The 15,092-nt window shown below is 72.4% G+C and carries 15 protein-coding genes; 11 read left to right on the top strand and 4 right to left on the bottom strand.

The features are described 5' to 3' along the window. On the bottom strand, positions 1-837 hold an 837-nt coding region (locus Q0C12_RS08560), incomplete at its 3' end, for an oxygenase MpaB family protein (protein ID WP_290888973.1). Positions 838-976: 139 nt separating this feature from the next. On the opposite strand from Q0C12_RS08560, the gene Q0C12_RS08555 reads away from it, so the two are divergent. The 4 genes from Q0C12_RS08555 to Q0C12_RS08540 all read left to right on the top strand — a co-directional run bounded on the left by Q0C12_RS08555 (position 977) and on the right by Q0C12_RS08540 (position 4,145). Next, positions 977-1,477 carry a hypothetical protein gene (locus Q0C12_RS08555; RefSeq protein ID WP_290888970.1) on the top strand — a complete coding sequence of 167 codons (501 nt, stop codon included), beginning with the start codon at positions 977-979 and terminating at the stop codon, positions 1,475-1,477. A gap of 95 nt (positions 1,478-1,572) precedes the next feature. After that, positions 1,573-2,400: a universal stress protein gene (locus Q0C12_RS08550; RefSeq protein ID WP_290888967.1), complete on the top strand. Its 828-nt coding sequence runs from the start codon at positions 1,573-1,575 to the stop codon at positions 2,398-2,400. Beyond that, positions 2,397-3,449, top strand: a complete 1,053-nt coding sequence (locus Q0C12_RS08545; protein ID WP_290888964.1) for a L,D-transpeptidase family protein — start codon at positions 2,397-2,399, stop codon at positions 3,447-3,449. Before Q0C12_RS08550 ends, Q0C12_RS08545 begins: the two co-directional genes overlap by 4 nt. 9 nt (positions 3,450-3,458) lie before the next feature. After that, positions 3,459-4,145, top strand: a complete 687-nt coding sequence (locus tag Q0C12_RS08540; protein WP_290888961.1) for a murein L,D-transpeptidase catalytic domain family protein — start codon at positions 3,459-3,461, stop codon at positions 4,143-4,145. On the opposite strand, the gene Q0C12_RS08535 is transcribed toward Q0C12_RS08540, so the two are convergent. Continuing rightward, positions 4,142-4,606 carry an I78 family peptidase inhibitor gene (locus tag Q0C12_RS08535; RefSeq protein WP_290888958.1) on the bottom strand — a complete coding sequence of 155 codons (465 nt, stop codon included), beginning with the start codon at positions 4,604-4,606 and terminating at the stop codon, positions 4,142-4,144. The genes Q0C12_RS08540 and Q0C12_RS08535 overlap by 4 nt on opposite strands. A 106-nt stretch (positions 4,607-4,712) precedes the next feature. On the opposite strand from Q0C12_RS08535, the gene Q0C12_RS08530 reads away from it, so the two are divergent. Then, on the top strand, positions 4,713-7,631 hold the full coding sequence (locus Q0C12_RS08530; protein WP_290888955.1) for a DUF748 domain-containing protein: 2,919 nt from the start codon (positions 4,713-4,715) through the stop codon (positions 7,629-7,631). A gap of 17 nt (positions 7,632-7,648) precedes the next feature. Here Q0C12_RS08530 and Q0C12_RS08525 read toward each other — a convergent pair whose 3' ends face one another. Further along, positions 7,649-8,563 (bottom strand): alpha/beta hydrolase, encoded by a 915-nt coding sequence (locus Q0C12_RS08525; protein ID WP_290888952.1) that lies wholly within the window; start codon positions 8,561-8,563, stop codon positions 7,649-7,651. A 137-nt stretch (positions 8,564-8,700) separates the two neighbouring features. Between Q0C12_RS08525 and Q0C12_RS08520 the strand changes: the two genes are divergently transcribed. The 6 genes from Q0C12_RS08520 (at position 8,701) to Q0C12_RS08495 (ending at position 14,091) form a co-directional block, all read left to right on the top strand. After that, positions 8,701-9,783: an alkene reductase gene (locus tag Q0C12_RS08520; protein ID WP_290888949.1), complete on the top strand. Its 1,083-nt coding sequence runs from the start codon at positions 8,701-8,703 to the stop codon at positions 9,781-9,783. 63 nt (positions 9,784-9,846) lie between these two features. After that, on the top strand, positions 9,847-11,211 hold the full coding sequence (locus Q0C12_RS08515; protein WP_290888946.1) for a hypothetical protein: 1,365 nt from the start codon (positions 9,847-9,849) through the stop codon (positions 11,209-11,211). Positions 11,212-11,245: 34 nt separating this feature from the next. Further along, positions 11,246-12,013: a hypothetical protein gene (locus Q0C12_RS08510; protein WP_290888943.1), complete on the top strand. Its 768-nt coding sequence runs from the start codon at positions 11,246-11,248 to the stop codon at positions 12,011-12,013. 9 nt (positions 12,014-12,022) lie between these two features. Further along, positions 12,023-12,403, top strand: coding sequence for a YchJ family metal-binding protein (locus tag Q0C12_RS08505; RefSeq protein WP_290888940.1), 381 nt, complete (start codon positions 12,023-12,025; stop codon positions 12,401-12,403). A 74-nt stretch (positions 12,404-12,477) separates the two neighbouring features. After that, complete coding sequence (locus tag Q0C12_RS08500; protein WP_290888938.1) at positions 12,478-13,062, top strand: hypothetical protein; 585 nt, start codon at positions 12,478-12,480, stop codon at positions 13,060-13,062. A 9-nt stretch (positions 13,063-13,071) separates the two neighbouring features. After that, the gene (locus tag Q0C12_RS08495; protein WP_290888934.1) at positions 13,072-14,091 is read left to right on the top strand and encodes a TraB/GumN family protein; all 1,020 of its coding nucleotides are present in this window, start codon (positions 13,072-13,074) and stop codon (positions 14,089-14,091) included. Positions 14,092-14,134: 43 nt separating this feature from the next. Here the strand turns inward: Q0C12_RS08495 and Q0C12_RS08490 are convergent, their stop codons facing one another. Beyond that, the gene (locus Q0C12_RS08490; protein ID WP_290888931.1) at positions 14,135-14,893 is read right to left on the bottom strand and encodes an outer membrane beta-barrel protein; all 759 of its coding nucleotides are present in this window, start codon (positions 14,891-14,893) and stop codon (positions 14,135-14,137) included. Positions 14,894-15,092 lie beyond the last annotated feature (199 nt).

Below are 15,092 nucleotides of genomic sequence, written 5' to 3'. Positions count from 1 at the left end.
GAGCGCGGCGCGGAACAGCGGCGCCACGGCGGCCAGCCCCGCGGCCGCCATGCTCGCGTGCAGGGCTTGCCGCGGGGTGCGTCCCAGCAGTTGTTCGGCCCAACCGGGCAGCAGCGCCGCGCCGGCGCCCAGGAACAGGTCCCGCGACAGGCCCGGCAGCGGCACCGGCAGGTCCATCGACGCCAGCACCGCCAGCACCGTGCGCGAGCGCGTGGTGCACGCGAGTCGCGGCCGCACGCTGCGGAAGTAGTCCTCGACCTCGCCCTCGCTGCGCGGCACGTCGCGCGCGCCGAGGGCCTCGGCGATCCGCCGCGATTCGTCGTAGTAGCGATCGCCGTCCGCCGGCGACAGCGGACCCGCGTAGCGGCGGTAACCGCGCAGGAAGCCGTAGGCCTCGGTCACGTGCACCCAGGTCAGCAGCGCCGGGTCATCGGCGGAGTACGCGCTGCCGTCCTCCGCAACCCCGCGCACTCTCGCGTGGATGCGGCGCACGCGCGCCACCAGCCGTTCGGCCTCCGCGCGCGGCGCGTAGGTGGTGCCCGCGACGAAATCGGTGGTGCGGCGCAGCCGGCCGACCAGGTCGGTGCGGAAGTTCGAATGGTCCCAGACGCCCGCCAGCGCCGCCGGATGCAGCGTCTGCAGCATCAGCGCGCACAGCCCGCCGCTGAGCATGCCCGGGAAGTCCGCGTGCACCCGCCAGGTGACGCCATCGGGCGGCAACAGGCCCGGGTCGCCGCGCGGCTGGTCATAGTCGATGCCGCCCGGCGCGCGCGGGAAGGCGCGCTGTATCCAGCGGCGGACGGGCGCGCGGAGCGGGGTGGTGAGTGGCGAGGCCATGGGCGCACGCTAGCCCCTCGCGGATGAAGGCGACAGCAACCCCATGCCATCCGGCAGGCGCATCAGCGCCCGAGCCGGCCTTGGATGGCGGGGCGGACACGGCGCTATGATCGCCCCGGGACGTCTCGCCGGAGGCCACATGCTTCGAATGCTGCTCGCGCTTGCCCTGACCCTGGCCGCGGCGCCGGTGCCGGCGGCAATCAGCCCCGAGAACTACACCCGCATCGCCAGCGAACACCTGCAGCTGCGCGAGGTCGCGCGTATCGTGCACGAGCCCCGCGGCCCCGGTCCGCGCCTGCGGCGCGTGACCCTGGTGGGCGAAGTGGTGGTCGTGCGCCGCGGCAACGAGAACCTGGTGGGCCGCACCGTGGTGATCGACTACACGGTCGACCTCGACGCCCGCGCGGCGGCGGCCGATGAACACCACCGCCGCAACGGCCAGCGCCCGGGCCCGCAGTTCATGGCCGAGCCCGACCCGCCGACCCCGGATGCCGAAGGCCGGTATTGGGCGTACCTGGCGCCGGCCGGCCAGCGCCTGGGCAACGTCAACCGCCACGCCGGCGCCACCCACATCATCGACAGCCAGCAGTACGAAGGCCACGTCTACGTGCCGGTCGCCGGCCAGTACTCGTTCGAGTAGCCAACACCCGGCTTGACCGGCGTCAACGCCCGCGGGCCGCTTGGGCGTAGGCTGGTCCTGCGGCCCACGCGGCCGAGCCCCCGTGGAGGTGCGCCATGCCCAAGGACCTGCTGGTTCCGCTGCAGTATTCCGATGCCGATGCCGCCGCGCTCGACGCGGCGGCTGCGCTGGCCAACGCGCACGGCGCCCGCGTCGCCGTGCTCGCCGCGATCGCCCTCCCGATGCCGGTGGCCTCGGAGTGGGGCATGGCCGTGCTGAGCCTGAACCAGGCCGATTTCGACGCCCTGCGCGCCACCGCCGCCGCCGCCGGCGAAGCGGCGCGCGAGCGCCTGCAGCGCGCCGGGGTGGAGGCCGAGCTGCGCGTGGTCGAATCGCTGCTGCAGTGGCCCGAAGAGACCGCCGCGTTGCACGCACGCCACGCCGACCTGGCCATCCTTGGCCGCAGCGAAACGGGTCGTTTCCCGATCGCCTTCAGCGCGCTGCTTCTCGACAGTGGCCGGCCGGTGCTGGTGATGCCCGAAGGCGCGAAGCTGATGGTGCCGCCGCGCCGCGTCGTGCTGGCCTGGCAGCCGCGGCGCGAAGCTGCACGCGCCATCCACGATGCCCTGCCGCTGCTGCCGCGCGACGCGCGCGTGGACGTGCTGGTGGTGGACCCTGAGGTCGGCGAAGCGGCCCACGGGGACGCGCCCGGCGCCAATATCGCCGCCCACCTCGCACGCCACGGGTTCCAGGTGCAGGTGGTCACGCAGTCGCGCGAAGGCCGCAGCACCGGTGCAGTGATCGTGGATTACGCCACCGCCCGGCACGCCGAACTGATCGTGATGGGCGGCTACGGCCACTCGCGCTGGCGCGAGCAGGTGCTGGGCGGCGCCACCCGCGCCGTGTTGGCGCAGTCCGGGCTGCCCGTGCTGTTCGCGCATTGAACCGTCGCCGCGCGAACTTGCTGTTGGCCGGTGTCTTCGCGCTTGGCATCGCCGGAGCCGCGGGGGCGCGGCCGGCCGATCCGGTGCCGGTGCCCGGCGCCACGCCGCTGCAGCTGCTGCCGGGGGAGTACCTTTGGCTGCCCGAGCTCTCGCCGCGCGGCCCGGTGCTGGTGCTGGTGAGCCTGCCCGAACAGCGCGCCTACGTGTACCGCAACGGCGTGCGCATCGGCGTCGCCACCGTCAGCACCGGCAAGCCGGGTTTCGAGACGCCGACCGGCGTGTTCACCATCCTGCAGAAGAAGCGCGAGCACTACTCCAACCTGTACGACGACGCGCCGATGCCCTTCATGCAGCGCCTGACCTGGGACGGCATCGCGCTGCACGCGGGCCGCGTGCCCGGCTACCCGGCCTCGCACGGCTGCGTGCGCCTGCCGTATGCGTTCTCGGAGCGGCTCTACGGCGTCACCGCCCACGGCATCACGGTGGTGATCACCGATCAGCCCGGCCAGGCACCGCTGCTGGCTGATCCGGGTGTATTCGCCCGGGCGCCGGCGGCCCCGGCCCCGTCGGTGCTGGCGACGCCGATCGCGCGGCATCGCCTGCCGACGCCGGCCTGGGCTGGCCACGAGTGGGCACCGGAACGCGCGCCGCCCGGCGCGCTCACCGTGCTGGTCAGCCGCGCCGACGGCGCCCTGGTCGTGCTGCGCGAAGGCATCGAGATCGGCCGTGCGCCGCTGGGCGCCGGCGAGCCCTTGCCCGACGGTATGCGCGCGTTCCAGCTGCTCGAGGGCGCCGAGCCCGGCCCGGACCCGTCCGGCGCCCGCCGCCGGTGGGTGCAGGTGCTGGGCGACCCGGTGCAGGACCCGGCGGCGCTGGCGCGCGCGGTGGTCGTGGCGCCGGAGTTCGCCGCGCTGGTGGAGGAGGCCTTGGCGCCCGGGGCGACCGTGGTGCTGACCGACCAGCCGCTGCGTGCGGCGCCGGTCACGGTTCTCGACGCCCAGGGCATCGCGTCGGACCCGGTTCAGCCTGCATCGCCGGTGGACGACTAAGCTGCCGCGATGAAACGCCTCCCGCCCCTGCTGCTGGCCCTGGCCGCGCTGCCCCTCCAGGCCGCCGATGGCCTGGCGGCGCGCCTGGCCGGCCAGGCCCCGGGCCTGGACCCGAAGGTGCTGTCGCTGGCGCTGGAAGCCAGCGAGTGCGCGCGCGCCGGCGCGATGGCGCCGGACGCCGGGAAGCTGGCCGTGATTGATTACTCGCTGCCATCCACCGAGCCGCGGCTGTGGGTGTTCGACCTGGACCAGCGCCGGCTGCTGTTCGCCGAGCACGTGGCGCACGGGCGCGGCAGCGGCGAGAACCTGGCGCAGGCGTTCTCGAACGTCGAGGGCAGCCATCAGTCCAGCCTCGGCCTGTTCCGCACCGCCGAGACCTACCATGGCGGCAACGGTTACTCACTGCGCATGGATGGCCTCGAGCCCGGCGTGAACGATGCTGCACGCGACCGCCTGATCGTGATGCACGGCGCGCCCTACGTGGACCCGCTGCAGGCGCTGAAGCAGGGCCGGCTGGGCCGCAGCTTCGGCTGCCCCGCGGTGCGCCCGCAGGTGGCGCGCGACGTGATCGACACCCTCAAGCAGGGCCAGCTGCTGTTCGCCTACTACCCCGACCCGGCGTGGCTGGAAGGCTCGCGCCTGCTCGGCTGCGGCCGCCAGTCGGCGGCGCGGCCGGTGGCGACGCGCCGCGACTAGCCGCAGCGCACCGCGATGACGCGGTTGTCGGCGTCGGTTTCGATGTTCACCCGGTCCTCCCGGTAATCCATCGTCACCGCCGTGTCCGGCGGGATCACGCGATAGCGGTCGGAGCCGGTGTCGGCCTTCACCTTCGCCACCAGCGCCTCGTTGGCGAGCTGGCCCACGGCCCATTGGCCCTTCCCGGCATCGCAGGTCATGGTCATCTCCTCGGCATCGGTGGCATCGGTGGCATCGGTGGCATCGGTGGCATCGGTGGCATCGGCGGTATCGGCAGCGTCGGCAAAGTCGGCAGCGTCTGCAGCATCGGCAGCCGGCGGGACGTCGGCCCCTGGCGCGGCGCTGGCTTCGGCGGGCGCGACGGCGTCGGCTGGCGCGGCGTCGGACGGGGGCGGTGTGGAACAGGCGGACAGGGCCAGGCCGGCGGTGGCGGCGAACAGCAGCGAGCGCATCGGGGTCATCGGCGGTCTCCGCGGAAAGGACTGCCGCGAGGTTAGCGCACCGATCGTCTTGCCGCCTTAACGATCCGCGACCCATGATGGCGCCGGGCTCCTCGGGGAAACGGGCATGCCGGCGTGGCTGAAGCGGAAGCGGATCTGGATGCCGGGCGCGGCCGTGCTGGCGCTGGGCCTGTATGCGGCGGTCGGGTTCTGGTGGGCGCCGCGCCTGCTGCATGACGCGATCGAGCGCGAGGCCAGCGCCGCGCTGCGGGTGCCGGTGCAGGTCGGCGAAGTCATCACCCATCCCTTCACCTTCGAAGTCACCGTGCGCGACCTGCGCGTGGACGATCCGGCCCGGCCGCTGCTGGCCTGGGAGCGGCTCTACCTCGACTTCGAGCTGGCCTCGCTTTGGCGCGGCGCGTGGAGCTTCAAGGTGGTGCGCATCAACGGGCCGTTCGCACGCGCCATCATCGGGCCCGACGGCGCGCTGAACCTGTCGGCGCTGGTGCCGCCCGAAGACCCCACGGCGGCGGAAGCCGCGCCGCTGCCCGCGGTCATCATCGACCAGCTGGTTGTCTCCGGTGGCGCGGTGGCGTTCGCCGACCGCAGCCGCCGCGAGCAGCCGGAGAAGACGCTGGCGCCGATCCAGTTCGAACTCGCGGGCTTCCGCACCACGCCCGAGGGCGGCGGCTTCACGCTCAGCGCGGCCAGCGAATCCGGCGAGCGCTTCGACTGGCGCGGGCGCCTGTCGCTGCAGCCGATCGCCTCGCAGGGCCATTTCGAAGTGCGCGGGCTGAAGGCGCGCAGCGTGTGGGAGTTCGCCAGCGAGCAGCTGCCCTTCGAGCTCACCGACGGTGAGTTCGAGCTCGCCGGCGAGTACGACTTCCGCTACGACCAGGCGATGCAGCTCGAGGCCACCCTGCCGGCGTTCACCGGCCGCGGCCTGGCGCTGCGCGCGTCCGGCGCCGACGCGGACTGGGTGACGCTGCCGGCGCTGTCGGTGCGCGATACGCGGCTGTCGCTGGCCCGGTCGCGCGTGGACGTCGGCGCGGTGACGCTCGACGGCGCGCGCGTGACCGCCTGGCGCGAGCCCGATGGCAGCGTGAACCTGCTGCGCCTGGCCACGGCCACGGGCGAGGCGGGCGAGGCCACCGGGCCTGCCGATGCGCCCGAGGTCGAAGCGCCGCTGCAATGGACGGTGAACCTGGCCAGCCTCGAGCTGAACGATGCCGCGGTGGATTTCGAGGATCGCGCGGTCACGCCCGCGGTGCGCTTCGCGCTGGCGCCGGTATCACTGGGCCTGCGCGAGCTCGGGCTCGACCTCGACCGGCCGGTGCCGCTTCGGTTCGCCGCCACCCTGGACGGCGCCGCCACGCTCGCGGCCGAGGGCGAGGTGACGCCCGGCACCGTCGCGGCGGATCTCGCGGTGAAGATGGACGCGATCGCGCTGGCCAAGCTGCAGCCTTACCTGGCGGACATCGCGGCGGTGGACATCCGGGACGGCCGCGCCTCGGCCGAGGGCCGGCTGCAGCTCGCCGAGGCCGGCGCCGCGCCCTGGCTGCGCTTCGAAGGCCAGGCGCGGGTGGACGGTTTCGAAGTCGTGGACCGCGCGCAACGGCAGCCGCTGGCCAGCTGGGACGGCCTCGACCTCGAGGGCATCACGCTGGCACTGGCGCCGGAATCGCTGCGCGTCGCCCGCGTCACTGCGCGCCGGCCCTTCCTGCGCGCCGTGGTGTCGCAGGACCAGAGCCTGAACCTGGTGCGCGTGTTCTCGCCCGTCTCGCCAACCGGCACCGCGCCCGCGGTCGCCCTGCCCGCGGCCTCGCCGACCGCGCCGCCGATGCCCGTGCGCATCGACGAAGTGCGGGTGCAGGCGGCCACGCTCAGCTTCGCCGACCTGTTCATCCAGCCCAATTTCCAGGCCCGGATCGAATCGCTGGACGGGCGCATCCGCGGCCTGTCGAGCGCACCGGGGGCGCGCGCGAAGGTAGACCTGGCCGGCTTCGTGGTGAACCGCTTCTCGCCCGTCACCATCACCGGCGAGCTCGATCCCTTCCGCTACGACCAGCACACCGACCTGGCGCTGAAGTTCAGCAACATCGACCTGCCGGTGTTCAACCCGTACTCGGGCCGCTACGCCGGTTTCGCGATCGCCAAGGGCAAGCTCAGCACCGAACTGACCTACCGCATCCGCGACCGCCAGCTCGACGCCGGCCACCACGTGGTGCTCGACCAGCTCGAGTGGGGCGAGGCCACCGACAGCCAGGACAAGGTGTCGCTGCCGATCCGCCTGGCCACCAGCCTGCTGAAGGACCGCGACGGCGTGATCGACCTGCAGCTGCCGGTGGCGGGGACGCTGGACGATCCGAGCTTCCGGGTCGGGCCGGTGGTGTGGCAGGTGCTGAAGAACATCGTGGTGAAGATCGTCACCGCGCCGTTCGCATTCCTGGGCTCGCTGTTCGAGGGCGCCGAGGATGCGCAGTTCGTGGTCTTCGCGCCCGGCGAGCCGGCGCTGACGCCGGAGCAGCAGGCCAGCCTGGCGGCGCTGGCGCGCGGACTGGCGGAACGGCCGCAGCTGCGCATCACCGTGCCCGCGGTGCAGGTGCCTGCGCTCGACGCGCCGGCAGTGGCGGAGCGCGGACTGGCCGGGGCGCTGGCTGCGCAGGCGGGCGTGGCGCCCGCGGAGTTCGAGTTCGCCGCACTGGACGCCGATGACCAGGTCGAGGCCCTGCGCGACCTCTACAAGGCACGCTTCGACCGTCGCGCCAAGCCCACCGATCCGCCGGCGCCGCCCGAGGACGCCGACCGTGCCACCCGGCGCGCGCTGGCCGACGCGCATGAGCTGCAGTGGCTGCGCGGCGAGCTGCTGCCGCTGTTCACGCCGGACGACGCCGCGCTGGCGGCGCTGGCGCAAGCGCGGGCCGAGGCGATCCAGTCGGCGCTGCTGGCCGAAGGCGTGCTGGAACCGACGCGCGTGTTCGTCACGGCCGCGGCGGCCGGCGGGGAATCACCGTCGGAAGTTTCCGTGGAGCTGGCGCTGGACTGAGCCCGCGGCGCCGTCGGTCAGCGCGCGGACGCCATCGCCGGCGCGTCGCGGAACAGCGCCAGCACCGCCGCGCGGGTCTGCTCGGGATGCGTTTCCATCGGGCTGTGCCCGGCCCCGGCGATGGTGACGCGGCGCGCCGAGGGCAGCGCCGCCTGCAGGCGGTCGGCGACCTCGGGCTTCACCCACGCATCCTTCTCGCCCCACAGGATGAGCGTGGGCACGCGGTCGAGTTCGGCGCCGCGGGGGTTGACCGGGAACTCGGCCGAGTAGCCGGTCATGATCGCCAGCGCGGTGCCGGGCGTCTTGAGCGGCGTGAGGTAGCCCGCCACTTCCTCGTCGGTGGGGTCGCGGCCGTAGGCCTTGGCCAGCAGGCGGCCGAAGCGGTCCTCGTCGAGGTAGCGCGACTCGGCGAGGTTGGCCAGCCAGCGGCGGATGCGCGGGGAGCGGTAGCGCTCGCGGTTGTTGAGCTCGCGCTCGCTCAGGATCGGATTGCCGGCGACGTAGACCGCGCGTTCGACCGGGACCTCGCTGCGACGCACCAGTTCGCCCACCACCCGCGTGCCCATGGAGTGGCCGACCAGGCACCAGCCGCTGCCCGGCTGGCGCGCGGCCAGCCACGGGCCCAGCGCGTCCCCGGCGGTGCCCGGGAAAGGCTGCCTGGCGCTGTAGCCGTAGGCGGGCAGGTCGATCGCCCAGACCGGGTGGCCGGCCGCGGCCAACGCCGGCGCCAGCTGCCGGAAGGAGAACGTGGATCCGCCCAGCCCGTGCACCAGCAGCACCGGGCAGCCTCCGGCCTGGCCTGCAGCCGGCCAGTGGCGCACGTGCACGCGCACGCCGTCGAGCGTCTCGAAGCGCGAGTTCTCGAACGGTTCGGCCTGCGCCCCGAAAGGCAGGAGCAGCAGGGCGCAGAGCAGGACGCGAAGGCGGGTCATGCCGGCATTGGAGCGCGGGGGCTGTCGGTGGGGCGTCATTGCATCGTCCTGAAATGAATAACGATAGGTGTCGATGGCGGGGCTTTGTTCTGCCGGCTGCGAGTCCCATCGTTAGGCCACCCTACCGGAGACCCACCATGACCCGACTGCTCGATACCCCGTATGAACGCAACGGCCTGAAGCTGAAGAACCGCGTCGTGATGGCGCCGATGACCCGCTCCCGCGCCGAAGGCAACCTGCCCAACGCGCTGATGGCCGAATACTACGGCCAGCGCGCCGGCGCCGGCCTGGTGATCTCGGAAGGCGCCGCGCCGGCGCCAGACGGCCTCGGCTATGCCCGCATTCCTGGCATCTTCAATGAAGCGCAGGCCCAGGGCTGGGGCGCCATCGCCCAGGCGCTGCACGCGGGCGGCAGTCGCCTGTTCATCCAGCTCATGCACAGCGGCCGGGTCGGCGCGACCGCCAACCTGCCGGCCGGCGAGACCCTGGTCGCGCCCTCGGCCATCCCCGCCGCCGGCGAGACCTGGACCGACACCGCCGGCATGCAGCCCAACGCGACCCCGCGCGCCGCCACCGCCGAGGACCTGGTCCGCCTGCGCCAGGCCCACATCGAGGCCGCGCGCCTCGCGATCGCGCACGGCGTCGATGGCGTCGAACTGCACGGTGCCAACGGCTACCTGCTGGGCCAGTTCCTCAACCCGCGCAGCAACCAGCGCACCGACGGTTACGGCGGCAGCGCGGACAACCGCAACCGCTTCGTCATCGAAGTGGTGGACGCTACCGTCGCCGCGATCGGCAAGGCGCGGGTGGGCGTGCGGCTGTCGCCGTTCAATCCGTTCAACGACCTCGAGGTGAACTTCGAGGGCGAGCGCGAACAGTTCCTGGCGTTGGTGGATGCGCTGGCCGCGCGCGACATCGCCTACCTGCACCTGGCTGGCGGCAGCGTCACCGGCGAACTCCTGGCCGAAGTGCGCCGCCGCTTCCCGGGCACCCTGATCGCCAATGGTGGCTACGATGGTGAACGCGCGGAAAACGACCTGGCCAGCGGCGTGGCCGACCTGGTCTCCTTCGGCCGTCCTTTCATTGCGAATCCCGACCTGCCCGAACGCTTGCGTACGGGTGCGCCGATCGCCGACCTTGATGCCGGCACGCTCTACACCCCCGGCGCCGCCGGCTATACCGACTATCCGCGCCTCGGCGCCGGGACGGTGGCCGCCTAGCGCTCCACCCGCTTCACCACCGCCGCGGCCAGCCGGGCCGCGGCGGCCGCGGAGGTTTCCGGCATGATCCACCGCCTTTCCCGCTGGCCCTCGCTGCTGCTGGTCCTGCTGCTGGCCGCCTGCGCCAGCGGCCCCGAGCGCCCCGACCTGGCGCGGCTGTACGAGAGCCAGGTGCACCACGCGGACCAGCCGCCGGTGATCCTGATCCACGGCCTGATGGGCTCGACCCTGGTCGAGCGCGGCAGCGGCAAGGAATTCTGGCCCGGCTCGATCGGCACGCTGGCCTTCAGCGAGTACCGCGAACTGGCGCGCATGAAGCAGGCCGAACGGGAGGGCGGTGGCCTGGTGCCCGGCGACCTGTTCTACGGCGTGGCGCGCACCGATTATTACGGCGCGCTGATCGACGCGCTCGAGACCGTGGGCCGCTTCAAGCGCGGCGAGCCCGGCGAACCGGTGCCGTCCAACGACCGCCGCCGCTACTACGTGCTGCTGTACGACTGGCGCCGGGAAAACCTCGAGGCGGTGCGGCAGCTGCACGCGCTGATCGAGCAGATCCGCCGCGACTACGGCGACCCGGACCTGCCGGTGGACATCCTGGCGCACAGCAACGGCGGCCTGATCGCCAACTACTACCTGCGCTACGGCCCGAACGATGTGCTCGACCAGGACGTCTTCACGCCCTGGGACGAGGGCGCGCACCGCGTCCGCCGGGTGGTGATGCTGGGCACGCCCTCGCTCGGCGCCGTCTCCAGCCTCGAGCGGCTGCAGCAGGGCTTCAAGGTGGCGTTCCGGGTGGTGCCGGTGGAGGTGCTGGTGACGTTCGCGACGCCGTTCGAGGCGCTGCCGCACCCCGAAACCAGGGTGGTGCTGTCGCCCGAGGGCCAGCCCATCGACTTCGACATCTACGATGCCGACGCCTGGCGCGTGCGGCGCTGGTCGGTGTTCTCGCCCGAAGTGGAGGCGCGGGTGATGGCCGCCGCGCCGGACCCGGAGACCGGGGCGCTGAACATGGCCGAGCTGCAGGGCTTCTTCGTGCAGCACCTGGCGCGGGCCAAGCGCTTCCAGCTGGCGCTGAGCGCGCCGGTGCGCGCCAACGGGGTGGAGGTGGCGGTGTTCGGCGGCGACTGCAGCCTCACGCCGACCTACGCCGTGCTCGACCGCGACGCCAGCGGCGAGCGCCTGGTGGTGCGGCCCGAAGACGTAAAGGCGCGCGTGCCCGGCGTCGACTACGCGCGCCTGATGCTGCACCCCGGCGACGGCCTGGTCACCCGCGAATCCCAGCTGGGTCGCGGCCTGGCCGATCTCCCGGGCCAGCCCGGCCGGTTCTTCCCGCTGGCCCAGAGCTTCTTCCTGTGCGAACGCCACGACCAGCTGTCGGTGAACCCGTACTTCCAGAACAACCTGCTCAACTTCCTGCTGGCCCGGTAGCCGCGCGGGCAGGGTGCGGGCATAGAATGCGGGCATGAAGGATCTTCGCTCCCTGCTGATCGACTGCCGCATCGAACTGCGCAAGCAGGCGCGCGATTTCCAGAAGTCCGAGCTCTGCGAACGGCTCGACCTGGCCATCCAGGCCCAGTCCACCGCCAACGCCACTGCCGCGCTGGCCGAGGCCGCGGGTGACGCCGGCCCTGCGCCTCCCGCGGGCAAGACCCAGACCGTCAGCCAGGTCGCGCTGGCCTGGCAGACCGCGGCGCGCGACCTCAAGTTCAGCGATCCGGCCATCTACACGCGCCTGGGCGAGAAGGTCATGCGGCTGCTCGAGGCCAAGACCCTGGTCGACCCGGCCACCGAAATCCTGCAGCTGGAGGCGAAACTGGCCGAACTGCAGGCGCAGCTCAAGGCCAGCGAACAGGCGCAGAAGGCGCTGGCGGTGGAGCACGACACCCTGGTTGGCGCGATCGCCAAGGCCGTGCCCAAGCTCAAGGACGGCGGCGACCGCCTGGCGGTGGCGCTGGCGCGCCTGGCCTGGCTGCGCGGCGAAGCCGACAAGGCCGGCACCGGCGCCCCCGCGGCGGCCGCCAGGCGCGCGCCCGAACCGCAGGACACCGTGCCCACGCCCGAACTGCTGGGTGCCGTGGCCGCGGGTGTCGCGACGCTCACCAAGGAACAGCGCGAATGGTGCATCGGTGAGGCGATGGTGCTCACCGGGTTCCAGTACACGCCGGTCGAGCTGCTCGAGAAGGGCGACGCCCACGTCGCGCGCCTGATCGTCGACGCCCGCAAGGGCTGAGGCCGCGCAGTGGCCGAGGCCTGTCCCTGCGGACGCGGTGACTATGCGCGCTGCTGCGGCCCGCTGCACGCCGGCGCCGCCGCGGCCGACGCCGAGGCGCTGATGCGATCGCGCTACAGCGCTTATGCCCTGCACCTGGCCGACTACCTGCTGGCCACCTGGCATCTGTCCAACCGCCCGGCCACGTTGGCGTTCGACGCGCAGCCGCCGCTGCGCTGGTTGGGCCTGGACGTGAAGCGCCACCGCGCCGAAGGCGAACGCGCCACCGTGGAATTCGTCGCGCGATTCCGCCAGGGCGGCGGCCGTGCCGGCCGCCTTCACGAAACCAGCCGCTTCGTGCGCGAGGATGGCCGCTGGCTCTACGTCGACGGCGACGTGTCCGGGGACTGAGCGCCTGCGCGGCCAGCTTGCGCCCGCCCTTTGAATTGCCTAGCGTTGCCCCGAGCCAGAAACCTGAGGTCGCCATGCACATTGCCTGCCTTCCACTGTTGGTCCTGGCCACCGCGCTCGTGCCGTCGGCCGCATGGGCGAAGAACGGAGGGGCCAGGGTCGTGGGCGGCAACGGGCTGGAAGCCTTCGGCGGCGTGTTCAACATTGCGCCCAACCCGGACCTCGCCATGGAGGGTCCGGGGCGGGACATCGGCCGCGACATCGCTTCCCATTGGGTGACCTATCGCTGGGCCGCGCCCGCCAGGTCGCCGGCGGCCTGCGAGGTCAAGCTGGACCGGCTCGATCACTTCGGCTTCCATGCCGTCATGCCCACGCAAGCGGCCGTCGAGGAAGAAACGGCGGCGCACCACAGGAAGGTTTCCCAGTCGCCGCCGCAGCCATGGCTATCGGTCACCATGGCGACTCGTCCCTGGGGTCGCCTGAACATCCGGGAACTGGCCAGCCTCCGGGACGACGGGCATGAGGTGCTGTCCCTGACATCGGTGTACGTCGAGGGCCCTTACACCTACACGATCGAATTCTTCTGCAACGAAGGCTCGCTGGCCGAGCAGCGGGCCCTGGTCGCGGCGATCGATGCGCGCAACTTCACCCAATCCTAGTCGCCGATGATGTCGGCCACGCAGCTGGCGGCCGTGGGCCTGGCGTTGGCGCTTGCGTTGGCGCCGTCGCTGCCCGCCGTCGCCGCCGAGGACCCGGCGCCGACGTCGCCACCGGTCACCCTCGACACCATCGTCGTCAGCGGCGTGCAGCCCGGTCCCGGGATGTGGAAGGTCTCGCGCGATGGCCGCGTGCTGTGGGTGCTGGGCACGCTGGCACCGCTGCCCAAGCGCATGGAATGGAACTCGCTGGACGTCGAGCGGCGCGTCGCCGCCGCCGGCGTGCTGCTGATGCCGCCGACGGTGCGCGTGGATGCCGAGGGCGCCGCGCTGGGCGGCCTGTTCCTGGTGCCGTCGCTGATGAAGGCGCGCAACAATCCCGAAGGCGAACTGCTCGAGGATGTGCTGGCCGCCGCCGATTTCGCGCGCTGGCAGCGGCTCAAGGCGCTGTATCTCGGCCGCGACCGCGGCATCGAGAAGCGTCGCCCGATCCTGGCCGCGATGGAACTTCGCGAAAAGGCCTTCGACCGCGCCGACCTGTCCTGGCGCGACGTGGTCGGCCGCGCCGTGCGCCGCGCCGCCAAGCGCGCCGACGTGCCGGTGGAGCAGCCGGAGGTGAGCCTGGTGATCGAGGACGCCAAGGCCGCGGTCAAGGAATTCCGGCGCAGCGGGCTCGACGACCTGGCCTGCTTCCGCACCACGCTCGACCAGGTCGAGAACGATCTCGACACGCTCGCCCTGCGCGCCAATGCCTGGGCCATCGGTGACCTGGCCACGCTGGAAGCCCTGCCCTACGCCGACAACGCCAAGGCCTGCACCGACGCCCTGCTGGGCAGCGGGCTGGCGAGAAGCAGCGGTTTCAGCGAATTGCCGGCGCGGGTCGAGGCGGCCTGGCTGGCCGCGGCGGAAAAGGCACTGGCCACGCACGCCGAAAGCGTCGCGGTGCTGCCGATGGCGCGGGTGGTGGGCGAGCGCGGGTACCTCAAGGCGCTGGCTGCGAAGGGCTACGTGGTGGAGGCCCCGTCGGACTAGTGACGCCGCCGCGGCGAACCGCGGCGGCGTTCCGGGCGATGGCTCAGAAGCGGTAGCTCAGGCCGATGCGGAAGGAATCGAACTCCAGCGACTGGCGGAAGGTCTCGATGTAGGCCGGGGTCACGAAGCTGCTGCCCGCCTGGTAGACGGTGTCGTAGCTGAAGTCATCGGCGTCGGTGCGGATGTACTCGGCGCGCAGCGACCACTGGTTGCCGAAGTCGAACTCGTAGCCGGCGCCAATCTCGGTGGCGTCCAGCGTTTCGCTGGCCACGCCGCGCTTGAGGTAGTTGCCGTTGCTCGCGACCGAGGCCGACGCATCGGCGTCCACGCGCGCCACGCCGCCGGTCAGGTAGAACAGGTGCCGGCCGCTGGCATAGCCGAGGCGGGCGCGGAGCGACAGCTTCGAGTCGACGTCGATCGAATTGCCGAAGTTATAGGTCAGCGACGGGAAGGTGGTGGTGGGCTGCGGGCCGGTGGAGCGGCTTTCCTCGAAGTGCAGCTGGCTGTGGTCGAGTTCGGCGCCCAGGACGAAGCCGTTGGCGAACTGGTGCAGCACGCCGAACTGCAGGCCATAGGTGCTGTCGCTCGGGTCGAAGCTCGTGGACCAGTCGTTGGTGACCTCGTCCCGCAGGGCCTGCGATTCGGCCGACCACTGGCCGCCGAGGGAGACGCGCGCATCCGCGTCGCCGCTGGCTTGGCCGGCGTGGATGCCGACGTACCAGCCGCTCCAGTCGCCATTGGCGGCGAGGGCGGACGTACTCAGCAGGCAGGACGCGGCGAGGATCAGGAGGCGGTGTTTCATGGGGGTGTCCTTTGGTGGGTCGGGGCAAGGCGCCGCCCCGTCTTGGGGAGCGCTGATCCAAAGAACGTAAAGCGGCGTGAAGAGGTGCCAGCCGGCGGGTCGCGTCGGCAGGCCGCCGAGGACGTGGAGGCCGGCCAGGGGGGGCTGAAACCGGAGATGGCGCGCCCGACATGATTCGAACCTGCCTTCGGAGGGCGCG

This window comes from Arenimonas sp. (assembly GCF_022842045.1).
Classification (GTDB): Bacteria; Pseudomonadota; Gammaproteobacteria; order Xanthomonadales; family Xanthomonadaceae; genus Arenimonas.
The sequence above is the reverse complement of the archived record's forward strand: the minus strand, read 5'-3'. Positions and strand labels throughout refer to the sequence as shown.

Coding starts and splice junctions, on each gene's coding strand:
- Q0C12_RS08550 (WP_290888967.1), top strand. CDS start 1,573: ATGCCCAAGGACCTGCTGGTTCCGCTGCAGTATTCCGATGCCGATGCC.
- Q0C12_RS08535 (WP_290888958.1), bottom strand. CDS start 4,606: ATGACCCCGATGCGCTCGCTGCTGTTCGCCGCCACCGCCGGCCTGGCC.
- Q0C12_RS08515 (WP_290888946.1), top strand. CDS start 9,847: ATGATCCACCGCCTTTCCCGCTGGCCCTCGCTGCTGCTGGTCCTGCTG.
- Q0C12_RS08525 (WP_290888952.1), bottom strand. CDS start 8,563: ATGACCCGCCTTCGCGTCCTGCTCTGCGCCCTGCTGCTCCTGCCTTTC.
- Q0C12_RS08500 (WP_290888938.1), top strand. CDS start 12,478: ATGCACATTGCCTGCCTTCCACTGTTGGTCCTGGCCACCGCGCTCGTG.
- Q0C12_RS08530 (WP_290888955.1), top strand. CDS start 4,713: ATGCCGGCGTGGCTGAAGCGGAAGCGGATCTGGATGCCGGGCGCGGCC.
- Q0C12_RS08510 (WP_290888943.1), top strand. CDS start 11,246: ATGAAGGATCTTCGCTCCCTGCTGATCGACTGCCGCATCGAACTGCGC.
- Q0C12_RS08520 (WP_290888949.1), top strand. CDS start 8,701: ATGACCCGACTGCTCGATACCCCGTATGAACGCAACGGCCTGAAGCTG.
- Q0C12_RS08490 (WP_290888931.1), bottom strand. CDS start 14,893: ATGAAACACCGCCTCCTGATCCTCGCCGCGTCCTGCCTGCTGAGTACG.
- Q0C12_RS08495 (WP_290888934.1), top strand. CDS start 13,072: ATGTCGGCCACGCAGCTGGCGGCCGTGGGCCTGGCGTTGGCGCTTGCG.
- Q0C12_RS08555 (WP_290888970.1), top strand. CDS start 977: ATGCTTCGAATGCTGCTCGCGCTTGCCCTGACCCTGGCCGCGGCGCCG.
- Q0C12_RS08540 (WP_290888961.1), top strand. CDS start 3,459: ATGAAACGCCTCCCGCCCCTGCTGCTGGCCCTGGCCGCGCTGCCCCTC.